Here is a 15,417-nt window from a genome sequence, read left to right as displayed (position 1 = left end):
AACGGGCAGCCTGCGCTGCCCGAAAGGCTCAGGCGACGCGCCACGCGGCGGTAATCATCTCCGTGAGCGTGGCGGGATCATAATTGACCCAGCCGTTTTTGCTGTTGGCGCGCGCCACAATCCAGTCGACCTCTTCCGCCGCGAGGGTGGGTCCTTCCAGCCAGAACGGCACGATAGCCTGCTGCTGCAGCCAGGCTTTCAGCGCCAGCGCCGGCGGTGCCGTTTCATCGGGCAGCAGGCGTTCAGTCAGCGCCGCCATCAGCCGCTGCTGTTCGGGGTGCGCGCTCTCAGCCAGTACATCCAGGAACGGGAACAGCAAACGACCGCAGACTTCGCCGTGATGGAACGGTTTAATCGCCCCCAGCTCGCCGGCAATACCGTGGATCACCCCCAAACCGGCGCTGCTCAGGCTGACGCCGCCGAGCCATGATGCCATCATCATCGCTTCACGTGCCGCATCGCCGCGGCTGTCGTCCTGATTGAGGTACGGCCACGCCTGCATGAACAGTTGCAGCCCGTTGAGCGCGTTTTGCTGACTGAACAGGTTGCCCTTGCGTGACAGATAAGCCTCGAACAGGTGGGTAAAGGCATCAATGGCGCAGGTGGCCAGCACGCGATCCGGCGCCCCTTTGAGCAGATCGGGATCGAGAATCGCCACCTGCGGCACAAACACCGGATGGCGCAGTGAGGCCTTCACCTTAATGTGCTGCTGATCGGTTACCACCGCATTTTGCGTGACCTCGCTGCCGGTGCCGGCGGTGGTAGGAATGGCGATCAGCGGCAGCGTGACCGCCTGTACCGGCGTATCGCCCACTTTCTCGAGGTAGCGCGCGATATTCAGCGGATGCTGCATCATGGCGCCAAAGGCTTTGGCCGCATCCAGCACGCTGCCGCCGCCGATGGCGACAACGCGATCGACGTGGCCACGCCAGCGCGTCACCCAGCCATCGATCTCGTCTGGCGAGGCTTCATGGCTGACAATTTCATAGCCCAGAATGTGATCGTTCAGCGTCGCGCCCAGGCGTGCCCACGCCGGACTGTTGAGAAATGAGCGGCCGCAGAACAGCAGCGTGGGCTGCGGATTCGCCGCCAGCAGCGGGACCAGGCGGTCGATGCTGCCACGGCCAAACAGGGTTTGTTGATTACTGTACAGCTCAATCAGATTCTCACTCACCTGCAGATCCTTATCGGTTGGCATAAAACAGCTAGTGTAACCAAAAGCCACGCCGCTGCCGGGGCAAACATTCTGATAACCCTCCGACAAAAAGTTGATCACCTTCGCAAAACAGAAATTCACCCGCTGCACCAGGTGCTTTCCCGTCAATGTTACCCTTAACATGATACCGGTAACAGGATGTCGCATTCTGAAACATCTGGCACTGATAACCCCTTTGTCCCATTACAACAAACCGCTGCCGGTAATACGCCGAGCGCAAAAGTGGAGAAAAATTATGCCATTACTCTATGTGGCAATTGGCGTGGCGTTACTGCTGCTGCTGATGATTCGCTTCAAACTTAACGGCTTCATCGCGCTGATTCTGGTGGCACTGGCGGTGGGCATGATGCAGGGCATGCCGGTCAATAAAGTGATTGGATCGATCAAAACCGGCGTCGGCGGTACCCTGGGCAGCCTGGCGCTGATCATGGGCTTTGGCGCGATGCTGGGGAAACTGCTGGCCGACTGCGGCGGTGCGCAGCGTATCGCCACCACGCTGATCGAAAAATTCGGCCAGAAGCACATTCAGTGGGCGCTGGTGCTCACCGGCTTCACCGTGGGCTTTGCGCTGTTTTATGAAGTCGGGTTCGTGCTGATGCTGCCACTGGTGTTCAGCATTGCCGCATCGGCGCGCGTGCCGCTGCTGTATGTCGGCGTGCCAATGGCGGCCGCCTTATCCGTCACGCACGGCTTTCTGCCACCGCATCCGGGCCCGACCGCGATCGCCACGTTATTTAATGCCGACATGGGTAAAACCCTGCTGTACGGTACGCTGCTGGGTATTCCGACGGTGATTCTGGCCGGGCCGGTGTATGCGCGTTTTCTGAAAGGCATTGATAAGCCGATTCCGGAAGGGCTGTGGAACCCGAAAACTTTCAGCGAAGCGGAGATGCCGGGTTTTGGCGTTAGCGTGTGGACGGCGCTGGTGCCGGTGATCCTGATGGCGCTGCGTGCCGTGGCAGAAATGCTGCTGCCGAAAGGCCATGTGCTGCTGCCGTACGCGGAATTTTTTGGCGATCCGATCATGGCGACGCTGATTGCGGTGCTGATTGCCATCTTCACCTTTGGCCTTAACCGTGGCCGCAGCATGGATGAGGTGATGGGCACCATCACTGACTCGATCAAAATCATTGCCATGATGCTGTTGATCATCGGCGGCGGTGGCGCCTTCAAACAGGTGCTGGTGGACAGTGGCGTGGACAAATACATCGCCGGCATGATGCATGAAACCAACGTCTCGCCAATCTTTATGGCGTGGTCAATTGCGGCAGTGCTGCGTATTGCGCTGGGATCTGCCACCGTCGCGGCGATTACCGCCGGCGGCATTGTAGCACCGCTGATTGCCACCAGCGGCGCCAGCCCGGAGCTGATGGTCATTGCCGTCGGTTCCGGCAGTGTCATCTTCTCGCACGTTAACGATCCGGGCTTCTGGCTGTTCAAGGAGTACTTCAACCTGACCATCGGTGAAACTATTCGCTCGTGGTCGGCGCTGGAAACCATCATCTCGGTGTGCGGTCTGCTGGGCTGTTTGCTGCTGTCCGCTGCGCTGTAACCGGCTGAGGCACTGTGCCTCAGCCCCGGCGGCTTACTGCGCTAAGGCGCGGAAGGCCGCCAGTTCGTCCTCCGGCATGCCAGCCTGGCGTGCCGCTGCGCAAATCTGCTGCCAGCTGTTGCTGTCCAGCGGAATGCCCTCGCTTTCACGTGCTGTACTGTTGCGCGTTTCCCATTCGCCCGGCACCAGAATCTCCGCCTCACCACTTTGCGGTGAACGCCTGACCCACGCGAGAAACTCTTCGGCTTCCTGCTGCATCGCCGGTGCGTCAAACGCGTCAGGGTTCAGGATAATGGTGGTCATGCCGTTAAAGATGGCTTCAGTGCCGGTGAGCAGCGTGGCGTCATGCGTAGTGCGACCGCCGGACAGCGCGCCGCCAAGGATTTCGCACATCGTCGCAAGCGCATAGCCTTTGTGCAGGCCGAAGGCGGTCAGCGCGCCATACGGCGACTGATGCATAACGCCCGGATCGGTGGTCGGCTGGCCCTGCGCATCAAGCAAATAGCCCGGCGCGACCGGCTGACCTTTGTTATACGCCACCCGCGTTTTACCATAGGCGATGCCGCTGGTGGCAAAGTCCAGCAGCAGCGGTTCGCCGTCGCGACGCGGAAACACCGCGCAGAACGGATTGGTGCCGAAGCGGCGATCGCTGCCGTTAAACGGCGCCACCATCGGATCGCCCATCACATTAACGAAGTGAAAGGAGACAAAGCCCGCTGCGGCACACTGCTCCGCCCAGTGACCGATACGGCCAATGTGATGCGAATGATGCAGGCCGACCGCCGCGAGTCCAAACCTGTTCGCCCGCTCAATGCCGTGCTGCATGGCCTCGTACGCGGCCACCTGACCAAAGCCTTTCTGGCCATTAAGGGTGAGGACCGCGCCAGCGTCTTTTTCGATGCTGACGTGCTGATTGAGCTGGAGAAAGCCCTGCGTCAGCGAGGCCATATAGCTCGGTATCATACCGACGCCGTGGGAGTCATGGCCCGCGAGGTTAGCAGCAACAAGATGGTCAGCCACCAGGCGCGCTTCTTCGGCACTGCTACCGGCATGCAGCCAGATAGCCTGAACAAACTGATGTAAGCGGGAAGGGGAAACACGATGCAGTTCAGTCACGCGGTTAATCTCCTTATGGGGGGAGAGAGCATCCTGCGCTGAAATGGATAATAACCGCAAGTAAGGGCTGATAAAGGGCCACAACACGTGGCCCAACAAACTCAGTGCGGCTGTTCGAAGCCGGCTTTAACCATCTGTTCACGCAGTGCGCGTGCAATTTCACGGTTCCCACCCGTGATTGGATAAATAACGTTGTTGACGACATCGTCAAGATAATGCTCATCAAACTCTTGCAGGGTGAGCTGCGTACCGCCTTCGTCATTAATCGCAATGCTGCCACGAATGTGACTGCCATGATCCTTTGCCTTGAGGCTGTAACGACCCATGCTGGTATTAATCGTGCTCATATCATCTCCTTGTTACGTAGACATAGCGAACAATTGAGGCCTGCTACAGGCGCTGTAATTTTAGACAATCAGCGCGCTACGCGTGCGGCGGGATAGCAACTTAAGCGATAAGCTGCGACCGGGCTCGCAGAAAAAAAGAGCAGGTAACAGTCTCTGAGGCAAGTGACTGGGATCGCGCTCGCAGCGCCCAGCGAAGCCGGAATAATCATCTATACTGAATGCACGATGCGTTATTTTTCATCCTGAAGGAGCGAACAATGAAAATAATACTGTGGATTATTGCCATCATCTTTATTGTCGGGTTACTGACGATAACTGGCGTGTTTAAACTGATTTTCTGACGCGTTCAGGCACCCGGCGGGTGCCTGAAACATTATTCAACGTGACGGGCGGCAGAAGCCGGGTGCAGGGATGACAGCGGGATCACATCGCGCAGGCTGATCGGCTTGCCGCACGCGGCGCAACAGGCGCCGTGATGATCGGGATCGTCGACCTTTTCCTTGCCGGGTACTGTATAAAAAAATTTGGCGCAACCGCAGCGGCTGCAACGAATTGTCATCTCAGTTCCTCCTCTCTCCGTCCTGGAGTGATGAGATTTATCTCAATCATCGGGTGAGTTCAATTGATAAATTTTATTAATTTATTCATGAAATCAATTTGCATGGATAAGTTGCTGAATATTAAGTAATCACCCTAAGTAATCATCAACTGAGCAGTGCATTTTCTGCACCTTTTACCCTCTGCGTTTTGTTTATTTGCCGTTTCGACTCCGTTCGCGCAGTGAGGTAAAATTAACCAGCTGATTGCCAGCAGAGCCGGGTGCGACTGGCGCCACTGTGGCGCGCGCGCTGTACACGCTCGTGGCATCAGCCATTAACCCACGGCAGCACGGTGCGGCGCGATGTGGCGCTACGCGGTGCCTGCCGGATACAGGATGATTTAACAGGAAGCATTGTTGTGAACTGGCGTATTTCTGCAGCCTTTTGTGGCTGTATTTTGACTTCATCGGTCTCTTTTTCGACACCAGCGGCAACCACAGGCGAAGCGATTAAATCGGGCTGGAATACCTTCTCCGATAACGTGGCGCAAACCTGGACACAACCGCAAAATTACGATCTTTACGTCCCGGCTATCACCTGGCACAACCGCTTTACTTACGATGATGAACACATCAAAAAGTACAACGAGCGGCCGTGGGGCGTGGGCGGTGGCGTTTCGCGCTGGGATGAAAAGGGCAACTGGCACGGGCTGTATGCCATGGCGTTTAAAGACTCGTTTAACAAGTGGGAGCCCATCGCCGGCTACGGCTGGGAAGCGACCTGGCGACCGCTGAACGATCAGAATTTCCATCTGGGCGCCGGTTACACCGCGGGTGTGACGGCCAGAGATAACTGGCGATATATCCCGGTTCCGCTGGTATTGCCGCTGGCTTCGATAGGGTATGGCCCGGCAACCTTCCAAATGACTTACATTCCAGGTACTTATAACAACGGCAACGTCTATTTTGCCTGGTTAAGATTTCAGTTTTAATCGCTGAAGATGCGCAGAAAGTGTGAAGGGCATGGAAAAAATCAATATTTATCACTTTTTCATCAATTCGCGCTGGACAAATGTCACTGCAATTGCTGTACTAGATGCCGACACAGTTTAGTGTCCATTTTTCATGTAAAGGTAATATAGATGTCCAAGATCAAAGGTAACGTTAAGTGGTTTAATGAGTCCAAAGGATTCGGTTTCATTACTCCAGAAGATGGCAGCAAAGATGTATTCGTACACTTCTCTGCTATCCAGAGCAACGGCTTCAAAACTCTGGCTGAAGGTCAGCGTGTAGAGTTTGAAATCACCGACGGCGCTAAAGGCCCATCTGCTGCTAACGTTACCGCTCTGTAAGTTAACAGTCAGAATTTTAAAAACCCGCCTGATGGCGGGTTTTTTTTGTGCTTTTTTCAGCCCTGCCACCAGCTAATGGCCCAGGCGACAATCACCAGCGTACTGAGCGACAGCGCCAGCCATTCATTTAAACAGTGCGGTACCAGATTCTTCATGTGCCATGCCTCGCAACTTCATTTATGCCAGCATGGCAAAGCAAGATTAAGCCAGCCTTAAGCCAGCGTGACAGCGGCATGACAAGGCACATTCTGCGGCGTCGCTCACAGATAATTCCCGTAACATACTCATAACAAAGCTTACTTGCAGATTTTTCAGCGGCAACGCTATATAACAGCAGTCAGGGAACGGAGGAGGCAGGATGAACATACGTGAAGCACAGGCCAAAGACAGCTTTGCCCTGAGTGCACTGTTAACCGAGCTGGGTTATCGCGGCACGGAAAAATTTATCAGCGATCGGCTGGCGCAATTGTGCGCCCATCCCGACGAGACGCTGCTGGTGGCGGAACACGGTAACCAGGTGCTGGGATTTCTTTCGCTGCACTTTATTCCGCAGCTGGCATTAGCGGGCGATTTCGCGCGCATCAGCTATTTCTGTATCGCCGAGGGCGAGCGCAGTAAAGGCAGCGGCCAGCAGTTGCTGAACCACGCCGAGCAACTGGCGCGCGCCCGCGGCTGCGACCGCATGGAAGTGCATTGTCACGCCTCGCGCCTGAAAGCCAACCAGTTTTATGCGCGTGAAGGCTACGTTGAGTCGCCACGCTATCACATCAAAGATCTGGGCTGATATTAAGCTCGCGTCCGCAGGCAATCACTAACGCATCGGCAATGCTGTCGAGCTGATCGGCCGGCAGCCGCGCAATGCTGACGCGAATGAACTGCCCGCTGTTGATGCTGCAGCGTTCGCCTGGCAGCACGGTGATGCCCCGGGCGGCGAGGGTGATCATGGCATACTGCTCTGACGCCACCGGCAGCATCACGCTCAGGCCGTCGCGATCTTCCTGTACCAGCCCGCGCCGCGCCAGTGCGGCCAGCAACTGCTGACGGCGCGCGGCATACGTGGCTTTGGCCTGCTGTATGCGCTGCTGGGTGGGCGCATCGCTCAGCATCCAGGCCACCGCATCCTGCAAAATACGGCTGGTCCAGCTGACCCCGAAGTTACGCCACGACTGCAGCCGTTTCACCAGTTCTGCCGTGCCGGATACCACCGCCAGCCGCAGATCCGGGCCGTAGGCTTTGGAAAAGGAGTGCACATGCAGCGTGCGCTGCGGATAGTGGCGGCCGAGACTCCATACCGGCCAGCGCGACAAATCGCCGATGCCATCATCCTCGACAATCAGGGTGGCACTCTGCGCCAGCACCTGCGCCAGCGCTTCGCTGCGCTGCTGGCTGACGCTGTAGCCGGTCGCTGAGTGGGTGCGTGGCTGATAAATGAACATCGCTGGCGCTTTCTGTAAGTGTGTCGCCAGCACCGCGGGCAGCGGTCCCTGCTCATCACCGGGCAGCGGCAGGATCTCGGCACCGATGTTGTCGAGCATATCCAGCAGACGCGTCGCGGTCGGATCTTCAATCACCACCCGATCGCCGGGTGACAGCAGCGTCTGCACAATCAGGTTCATGGCATCAAAGCCGCCATCGGTCGCCAGCCACGCCTCCGCCGGACAGGGCCAGCGCGGCGCAATGGCCGCCTGCAACTGTGGCGAAATCGCCTCACGCTGATAGCTATTCAGCTGCGGTGACGCCAGCCCGGCCAGCATCGCCGGGCGCAGGTCTGGCAGCAGTGCCGGATCGGGTGCAGCCATCGCCAGCGCGGCTTTGACGTTTTCACCATAGTTGCCAATTTTCTCAAAGCGGACCGGTCGCGGCATCACACTGTTGCCGCACACCCAGATTCCGCTTCGCCCTTTACCCGCCAGCACTTTCTGCTTCTTCAGCTGCGCCCAGGCCGCGGATACCGTGGCCGGACTCACGGCCAGCCGCTCCGCCAAATCGCGCACCGCCGGCATCTGCATGCCTACGGCAATCTGTCCATCGCGTATCAATGTTGACGCGGCGAGGGTAATGCCTTTTACCGAGGCGTCGTTAATCTGCTGGCTGAGCCACTCTGCATCCACAATTTGCGTCATAAGAAAAAGCTTTGTTCAGTAACAAAGAAATGATTGTTCAGATTAGTATTCGCGTTTTAGACTCAAATTCAAGCACAATTTGCAGAAAAAATGCACAGCGCCAGCGTGGCGGCTGAACAAACGGAGAAGCACAACGATGATCACTATCAGACTGGCGGTGCGCGACTGGGATTACTTCACGCCGCTGGCGCTGGGCGATATTCAGCCACAGGGCTTCAGGCTGGTCATTGACCGCGTAGGCACGCTGGTGGATAACCTGGCCAGCAGTGAACACTACGAAGGCGGTGAGGTGTCGTTCAGCCGCTATGCGCAGGCACGGGCGCGCGGCGACGATTCACTGCTCGGCCTGCCGCACTTTCTGATGCGTGGCTTTCGCCAGCGCTGCATCATCACCACCACAACCAGCCCGCTTACCACCCCAGCCCAGCTGAAAGGCAAAAGAATCGGCGTTACCGGCTGGCAGGACTCCGGTAATACCTGGACGCGCACCGTGCTGCGTGAAGCGGGCGTCGATATCAACGACGCCTTCTGGTTTGCCGGACGCCTGACCGCTGATCATCCGATTGTTGACCGGCTGGCGGGATTTGGTCGCCCGGGCCGCATCGAACCGGCGCCGGACGAGCGTCCGCTGATTGAACTGTTGAAAGCCGGCGAGCTGGATGCGGTGTTCACGCCGTTTATGCCTGAGGGTTTTTTCCTGAAAGATTCCGGTCTGCGCCAGCTGCAGGCGGATTTCGTCAGTGCTGAGCGCGACTACTTCAACCGCGTCGGCTATGTGCCCGGTATTCATCTGCTGGCGCTGAAGCCGGCGCTGGCGGCGGCGCATCCGTGGCTGCCGCAGGCGCTGAGCGAGGTGATCGATCGCGCGTATCAGCTGTGGATGCGCAAACGCGAGAAGTACGCGGATACCACGCCGTGGCTGCTGGATGATTTGCGACGCACCGCGCAGGAATTGCCTGCCGACTGGAATCAAAACGGATTTACCGCTAACAAAAGGATGATTGCCGACTTCGCCCGTGAGCTGTTCCAGCAGGGCTTAACCACAACGTTGCTCTCGCCGGAGGAGATTTTCCCGGCGGCGGCCAGAGGGGAGTGAAGATGAAAGTAGCCATGGGGCAGTTCGCCGTTAGCCGCGAATGGCAGGAGAACACCGCCATTTGTCGCGGTCTGATGCAGGATGCGCTGGCGGCGGGCGCCGATCTGCTGGTGCTGCCGGAAGGCGTGCTGGCGCGCGATATCGCCGATCCCGATCTGGTGTTAAAAGCCGCACAGCCGCTGGACGGGCCGTTTGTCAGTCAGCTGCTGGAAACCAGCAAAGGTAACGCGCTGACCACCATGATGAGCGTGCACGTGCCGACGCAGGATAACAAAGCGCACAACGTACTGATTGCCGTGCGTAATGGCGAAATCATCGCGCAGTACGTCAAGCTGCATCTGTACGATGCCTTCGCCATGCAGGAGTCGCAGCGGGTCAATCCGGGTGATGCCGTGCCGCCGCTGGTTGAGGTGGCTGGCATGAAAGTCGGGCTGATGACCTGCTACGACGTGCGTTTTCCCGAACTGGCGCGCCGGCTGGTGCTGGACGGTGCCGACGTGCTGGTGCTGCCTTCCGCCTGGGTAAAAGGACCGTTGAAGGAGATGCACTGGGAACTGCTGACCAGTGCGCGCGCGCTGGAAAACACCTGCTACATGGTGGCGGTAGGCGAGTGCGGGCCGCGCAACATTGGTAACAGTCTGGTGATCGATCCGCTTGGCGTGGTGATTGCTAAGGCACCGGAGTGCGCCGCACTGGTGTTTGCCGAACTGGATCCGGCCCGCATCGCCTACGCCCGCAGCGTGCTGCCGGTACTGGAAAATCGCCGCTTTGCCCGTCCGGAATTGCAATCACTTTGACCTGCCTGGGGGAAACTGACTGATGAAAATGCTTTTAACCGCCATCGCGCTGGCGACCGGCCTGACGGCGAGCGTCGCCCAGGCAGCGGACGCCATTCCGACGCAAAAAATGGATCAGGCGCTGCACGATCGACTGCCCGCGCAGATCAAGCAGGCTGGCAAAATGATCTCGGTAAACAACGGCTCCTTTCCGCCGTATGAGATCGTTAACGGGCCGCACTCAATGGATGGCGCCTCGGCCGATCTTACCGTGGCGCTCGGCCAGCTGTTGGGCGTGAAAATTGAACACGCGACGGTGAGCGGTCTGTCCGGCGTACTGGCCGGCATTAATTCCGGACGCTATCAGATGGCCATCGGGCCGATAGGTGATTATCCGGATCGCCAGCAGAAGGTGGACTTCATCGACTACGTGCAGGAGTTTGTGGTGTTTGGCGTGCAGAAGGGCAATCCGGCGCACATCAACGGTCTGGCAGATACCTGCGGCAAGCGCATTGCGGTGATGGCGGCCGGTTCGGCGGAGCAGGTGATCCGCAAACAGTCAGCCGCCTGTGAGGCTGCGGGCAAACCTGCAGTCGTAGTGCAGTCCTTTACCGATCAGCCTTCGTCGATACTGGCGGTGCGCTCGAAGCGTTCGGATGCCTTCTTCTCCTCGCAGGCGCCGCTGACCTATTTCATTGAGCAGGCGCAGGGGCAGCTTGAACTGTCTGGTCAGGGGCAGAAAAACGGCTTTGGCGATATCTTTCAGGGCACGGTCGTTCCCAAAGGCTCGCCGCTGGGCGAGGTGGTGCTGGATGCCTACAAAGAGCTGTTTGCCAACGGCACCTACGCGGCCATCATGAAAAAGTGGCAGCTGGACGGCAACATGCTGCCGCAGCCGGGACGTAACCTTGCGCAGGAGACGGCAAAATGAGTGCCGTCGGCCCCAACGCGCGCCCCACGGATCAGGCTGACATGCCGCAGCGCGACGTCGCTTTTGCCCGTAGCGCGCCCGCGTATGGACGCTGGGTTAGCTGGATCGTGGTCCTGACGTTGGCAGCGAATGGTCTGTGGCTGGTGGCGACCAATCCCAATTTTGAGTGGCACGTGGTGCTGCAGTGGTTTACCGAAGGCTCGGTGCTGAAAGGGCTGCAGGTGACGCTCGGGCTGACGGTGGTGTCGATGGTGCTGGGCACCCTGCTGGGGCTGCTGCTGGCGGTCTGGCGGCTGTCAGAGAATAAACTGCTGAGCGGCGTGTCGGCGCTCTACATCTGGTTCTTTCGCGGTACGCCGCTGCTGGTGCAGCTGATATTCTGGTACAACCTGTCGACACTGTTTCCCACGCTATCGATCACCGTGCCGTGGACGGACATCACCTTTGCCAGCTGGAATACTAACGATCTGATCACGCCGCTGACTGCCGCCATCGCCGGTCTGGCGCTTAACGAGGCCGCCTATATGGCGGAGATTATCCGTGCCGGCCTGCTGTCGGTCGATCACGGTCAGGTTGAAACCACTCAGGCGTTTGGCATGAGCCGCAGCCGCGCGCTGCGGCGTATCATCATTCCACAGGCGATGCGCGCCATTATTCCCCCGACCGGCAACCAGCTGATTAGCATGATCAAAGCCACGTCGCTGGTGAGCGTCATCGCGATGGGCGATCTGCTCTATTCAGTGCAGGCCGTTTACAACCGTACCTTTGAAATCATTCCGATGCTGATGGTGGCGGTGATCTGGTATCTGCTGATTACCTCGATCCTCAACGTCGGCCAGTCAGCCATTGAGCGCTACTACGCGCGCGGCAGCAAACGTACCGTGGTGGTGAACAAACGACGCGCCAGCAGTGACACGGCGCTAGCCGCGGCCCCGCGTTTAAAGGAGGACGTATGAGCGAGATTCAGCCGCTGGTGCGCGCGCGTAATGTGCAAAAGAGCTTCGGTGATAACGCGGTGCTGAAAGGCATCGACCTTGATGTGTTTCCGGGCGAAGTGGTGGTGATTCTCGGGCCTTCGGGCTCAGGCAAGTCGACCTTTCTGCGCTGCATTAATCATCTGGAAGAGATGAATGCCGGCTCGATTATGGTGGGTGACGAGCAGATTGGTTATGCGCTAAAGCGCGGCCTGCTGCATCGCTTGTCGGCGCGGAAAATTGCCCATCAGCGGCAGAAAATCGGCATGGTGTTTCAGCAGTTCAATCTCTATCCCCATATGACGGTACTGCAAAACATCATGGAAGCGCCGATTGGCGTGCACAAATTCCCACGTGATGAGGTGCTGCAACACGCGCGTGAGCTGCTGGCAACGGTCGGATTGAGCGATAAAGCCGACGCCTGGCCGCGACATTTGTCGGGGGGACAACAGCAGCGCGTGGCGATTGCCCGTGCGCTGGCGATCAAACCGCTGCTGATGCTGTTCGATGAACCGACCTCAGCGCTGGATCCGGAGCTGGTGGGGGAAGTGCTGGCTACCATGCGTACCTTAGCCAATCGCGGCCTGACCATGATTGTGGTAACGCATGAGATTGGCTTTGCGCGTGAAGCCGCCGATCGCGTGGTGTTCATGGATGGTGGCGTGGTGGTGGAACAGGGACCGCCAGAGCAGGTGATTGGCAATCCGCAGCATCCGCGTACCCAGGCGTTTCTCAGCCGCTTTATCTGACGCTGAGATCTCACTCTGTTACAGATTGCAGTTGAGCGTGGTGAATAACTGCGCGTTAATAGTGCTGTCCGTTTTTCGCGAAGGTTGAAAGGTAAAATATGGAAGGTATCAGTATTGCCAAACTGCTGATCATCGGTGCGCTTATCGTACTGCTTTTTGGCACCAACAAGTTACGTTCACTGGGTGGCGATCTGGGTTCCGCAATCAAGGGCTTTAAAAAAGCCATGAAAGATGATGAATCCACCGCAACCAAAAGCAGTGCCGAAGAAACGCCTGCTGAACGCGTCGGCCACAAAGAGTAATCTCTGCGCTGAACGTCAATAAGTGTAAATATTTATTACGTTAAAAAACCAGACTGCCACAGTCTGGTTTTCGTTTTTTAGTGCCAGACAATGTGATGTTCCAGCGGTTCATCCCAGCCTGGCAGGTTGCCACCGTGATCGCCGCTGGCGGTTAGCGTGCTGTCAGCGCTGTGCCACTCATCCAGCCATGCTTCGCTGAAGGTCAGCGGCAGAAGAGCGGGCGCAATATCATCCTGCTGCATCGCCAGTTCCATCAGCGCGCAATCAATCGCGCTGAGATCGCTGTCATCAATCGGTGTAATAATGGCGGCAGGCTGCGGCAGTACGGTAATCAACTTAGTGTAACGGCTGCTGACATGCCCCTGTTCATTGACGAACTCCGCACTGAAAACATGCTGTGCCGCGCTTAAATCGGCGGGCTGAGCGAACTGCCAGTGACCCTGTTCGTCGCCGGTTACCACCTCGATCAGCACATTATCAATATAAATATGCACCTGAGCGCCCGCCGCCAGCGTGCCGCTAAACATTTTCGGCTCACCGCTGTCATCGTAATCCACCGCATAGTCGTGTTGCTGCATGTCGCGCAGCACAGCCACCTCAGGCAGGCTCAACGGCTGCCGGGCTGTGGGCGTGGGGACAGCCGACTGGTGGGGCGTCTGATGTTCAGCGGCATACCATGCCGCAGGCAGCGCGCTGACCAGCGACAGCGCCGGGCTGAGCGCCGGAACCTCAGGCAGGCTATGCCAGACGCTCTCGCCGGCGGCATGCTGCGCTGACTCCAGCGGCGGCAGCGCTGGCAGTAACGGCGTTTCATCCGGCGTTACGCTGCGCAGTTCGGTGAACGGCAGTGCGGGCGCAGACGCAGGCTGCGCGCTTTGCGGCAGGTGCAGATGAATTTCGTCGTAGCGGTGGTCGATGCTGATGGCGGTTGCAAGAAACGCCAGTTCGCACGACGCATGGGGCGTCACGAACGGATTAGTGATATCCATGGGCGTGGTGCGCGCTTTTAGCGCATCCAGGCTTTCGCCCGACGCGCCGCTTCGCGGTCTACCAGAGGATGGACCTGACACATCCGCCGCCCGCATAAAATCGAGCTCATCGATATGAAAGGATGATTGCATAATCTGACCTTTATGAAAAAAACACTGAGAAAATAAAAAATAATAAACAGGCTCTTATGGCCTCAGCGGTTAAAGCGACAGATTTGCGACAGGAATTAAGCGGTTTAAGCAGAATTTTTGCGATTGCGCCGCAGCAGGGCGCAATCGCGGCAGGAGATTACTTCACTTCCAGGCCTTTCGCCTGCATATCAGCGTGATAAGACGAGCGGACGAACGGACCGCAGGCGGCGTGGGTAAAGCCCATCGCCAGCGCTTCTTCTTTAATCTCATCAAATTCAGCCGGGCTGACGTAACGCTGTACCGGCAGGTGGTGACGGCTTGGCTGCAGGTACTGGCCGAGGGTCAGCATGGTGACACCGTGGCGACGCAAATCGCGCATCACCTCGATGATTTCCGCATTGGTTTCCCCGAGACCGACCATCAGACCGGATTTGGTTGGCACGTCCGGATGCGCCTCTTTAAAACGCTCCAGCAGCTTCAGCGACCACTCATAGTTAGCGCCCGGACGCACCTGACGATAGACGCGCGGTACGTTTTCCAGGTTGTGGTTGAACACATCCGGCGGGGTCGCCGTGAGGATCTCCAGCGCGCGATCCATACGGCCGCGGAAGTCCGGCACCAGCGTTTCAATTTTGATGGTCGGGCTTTTCTCGCGGATGGCGCTGATGCAGTCAGCAAAGTGCTGTGCACCGCCGTCACGCAGATCGTCGCGGTCCACTGAGGTGATCACCACATAGCGCAGCGCCATGTCGGCGATGGTTTGTGCCAGCTTCAGCGGCTCGTTGGCGTCCGGCGCGTTTGGCCGACCGTGTGCCACATCGCAGAACGGACAGCGGCGGGTACAGATGGCACCGAGGATCATAAAGGTGGCGGTGCCGTGGTTAAAGCATTCGGCAAGGTTAGGGCAGGAAGCCTCTTCACACACCGAGTGCAGGCCGTTTTTACGCATCGCCGCTTTGATGCCCTGAATGCGGCTGGAATCCGCAGGCAGCTTGATCTTCATCCACTCCGGCTTACGCAGGATTTCCTGGCGTTCGGTGACCACGGTTTTTACCGGAATCAGCGCCATTTTGTCGGCATCGCGATACTTGACGCCACGTTCCATCTGAATTGGTTTACTCATAAATCTGCAGGTTCCGGTCGGGATTGCGATTTGAAAGCTTCCTCACTCAAACTGAGAACCAGGCTTTCAACTTTATTTGAAAAAATTGCAAAAATTATATC

General features: G+C 57.8%; 17 protein-coding genes. 10 read left to right on the top strand and 7 right to left on the bottom strand.

From position 1 onward, the window contains the following. Positions 1-28 precede the first annotated feature (28 nt). Positions 29-1,174 carry an iron-containing alcohol dehydrogenase gene (locus C1N56_RS13915; protein WP_346345267.1) on the bottom strand — a complete coding sequence of 382 codons (1,146 nt, stop codon included), beginning with the start codon at positions 1,172-1,174 and terminating at the stop codon, positions 29-31. 277 nt (positions 1,175-1,451) lie between these two features. Between C1N56_RS13915 and gntT the strand changes: the two genes are divergently transcribed. Next, positions 1,452-2,768, top strand: a complete 1,317-nt coding sequence (gntT, locus tag C1N56_RS13910) for a gluconate transporter (RefSeq protein ID WP_021508602.1) — start codon at positions 1,452-1,454, stop codon at positions 2,766-2,768. Positions 2,769-2,801: 33 nt separating this feature from the next. Here gntT and C1N56_RS13905 read toward each other — a convergent pair whose 3' ends face one another. From C1N56_RS13905 to C1N56_RS13895, 3 genes are all read right to left on the bottom strand, one after another. Beyond that, positions 2,802-3,884 (bottom strand): malate/lactate/ureidoglycolate dehydrogenase, encoded by a 1,083-nt coding sequence (locus C1N56_RS13905; protein WP_394516771.1) that lies wholly within the window; start codon positions 3,882-3,884, stop codon positions 2,802-2,804. A gap of 101 nt (positions 3,885-3,985) precedes the next feature. Then, entirely contained in the window at positions 3,986-4,231 is a 246-nt protein-coding gene (locus C1N56_RS13900; protein WP_021508600.1) for a hypothetical protein, read from the bottom strand. Between the two features lie 373 nt (positions 4,232-4,604). After that, positions 4,605-4,790 (bottom strand): hypothetical protein, encoded by a 186-nt coding sequence (locus C1N56_RS13895; RefSeq protein WP_058775268.1) that lies wholly within the window; start codon positions 4,788-4,790, stop codon positions 4,605-4,607. Positions 4,791-5,188: 398 nt separating this feature from the next. Here C1N56_RS13895 and pagP point away from each other — a divergent pair, with 398 nt between their 5' ends. The 3 genes from pagP to C1N56_RS13880 all read left to right on the top strand — a co-directional run bounded on the left by pagP (position 5,189) and on the right by C1N56_RS13880 (position 6,905). After that, a complete protein-coding gene (gene pagP, locus C1N56_RS13890; protein WP_141497093.1) occupies positions 5,189-5,761 on the top strand; it encodes a lipid IV(A) palmitoyltransferase PagP in 573 nt (190 codons plus the stop codon). Between the two features lie 150 nt (positions 5,762-5,911). Further along, on the top strand, positions 5,912-6,121 hold the full coding sequence (gene cspE / locus C1N56_RS13885) for a transcription antiterminator/RNA stability regulator CspE (RefSeq protein ID WP_010615627.1): 210 nt from the start codon (positions 5,912-5,914) through the stop codon (positions 6,119-6,121). 358 nt (positions 6,122-6,479) lie between these two features. Beyond that, complete coding sequence (locus C1N56_RS13880) at positions 6,480-6,905, top strand: GNAT family N-acetyltransferase (RefSeq protein ID WP_021508597.1); 426 nt, start codon at positions 6,480-6,482, stop codon at positions 6,903-6,905. On the opposite strand, the gene C1N56_RS13875 is transcribed toward C1N56_RS13880, so the two are convergent. Continuing rightward, entirely contained in the window at positions 6,889-8,244 is a 1,356-nt protein-coding gene (locus tag C1N56_RS13875; RefSeq protein ID WP_394516770.1) for an aminotransferase class I/II-fold pyridoxal phosphate-dependent enzyme, read from the bottom strand. The two genes, C1N56_RS13880 and C1N56_RS13875, sit on opposite strands and share 17 nt — an antisense overlap. 136 nt (positions 8,245-8,380) lie before the next feature. On the opposite strand from C1N56_RS13875, the gene C1N56_RS13870 reads away from it, so the two are divergent. The 6 genes from C1N56_RS13870 (at position 8,381) to tatE (ending at position 13,072) form a co-directional block, all read left to right on the top strand. Next, the gene (locus tag C1N56_RS13870) at positions 8,381-9,340 is read left to right on the top strand and encodes a type 2 periplasmic-binding domain-containing protein (RefSeq protein WP_150360913.1); all 960 of its coding nucleotides are present in this window, start codon (positions 8,381-8,383) and stop codon (positions 9,338-9,340) included. A gap of 2 nt (positions 9,341-9,342) precedes the next feature. Beyond that, positions 9,343-10,137 (top strand): deaminated glutathione amidase, encoded by a 795-nt coding sequence (locus C1N56_RS13865; RefSeq protein ID WP_058781249.1) that lies wholly within the window; start codon positions 9,343-9,345, stop codon positions 10,135-10,137. A 22-nt stretch (positions 10,138-10,159) separates the two neighbouring features. After that, entirely contained in the window at positions 10,160-11,047 is an 888-nt protein-coding gene (locus tag C1N56_RS13860; RefSeq protein WP_058769431.1) for an ABC transporter substrate-binding protein, read from the top strand. Continuing rightward, positions 11,044-12,003, top strand: coding sequence for an amino acid ABC transporter permease (locus tag C1N56_RS13855; protein ID WP_262256318.1), 960 nt, complete (start codon positions 11,044-11,046; stop codon positions 12,001-12,003). Before C1N56_RS13860 ends, C1N56_RS13855 begins: the two co-directional genes overlap by 4 nt. Then, a complete protein-coding gene (locus C1N56_RS13850) occupies positions 12,000-12,770 on the top strand; it encodes an amino acid ABC transporter ATP-binding protein (RefSeq protein ID WP_058757904.1) in 771 nt (256 codons plus the stop codon). The genes C1N56_RS13855 and C1N56_RS13850 overlap by 4 nt, the downstream gene beginning before the upstream one ends. A 98-nt stretch (positions 12,771-12,868) precedes the next feature. After that, complete coding sequence (tatE, locus tag C1N56_RS13845) at positions 12,869-13,072, top strand: twin-arginine translocase subunit TatE (RefSeq protein ID WP_010618871.1); 204 nt, start codon at positions 12,869-12,871, stop codon at positions 13,070-13,072. Positions 13,073-13,149: 77 nt separating this feature from the next. Here the strand turns inward: tatE and C1N56_RS13840 are convergent, their stop codons facing one another. Together C1N56_RS13840 and lipA are read right to left on the bottom strand one after the other, a co-directional pair. Further along, complete coding sequence (locus C1N56_RS13840; protein ID WP_394516769.1) at positions 13,150-14,193, bottom strand: hypothetical protein; 1,044 nt, start codon at positions 14,191-14,193, stop codon at positions 13,150-13,152. Between the two features lie 157 nt (positions 14,194-14,350). Then, a complete protein-coding gene (gene lipA, locus C1N56_RS13835) occupies positions 14,351-15,316 on the bottom strand; it encodes a lipoyl synthase (protein WP_394516768.1) in 966 nt (321 codons plus the stop codon). Between the last annotated feature and the right edge of the window lie 101 nt (positions 15,317-15,417).

The sequence above is a fragment of the Pantoea sp. SGAir0175 genome (genome assembly GCF_043547855.1).
The sequence above is the reverse complement of the archived record's forward strand: the minus strand, read 5'-3'. Positions and strand labels throughout refer to the sequence as shown.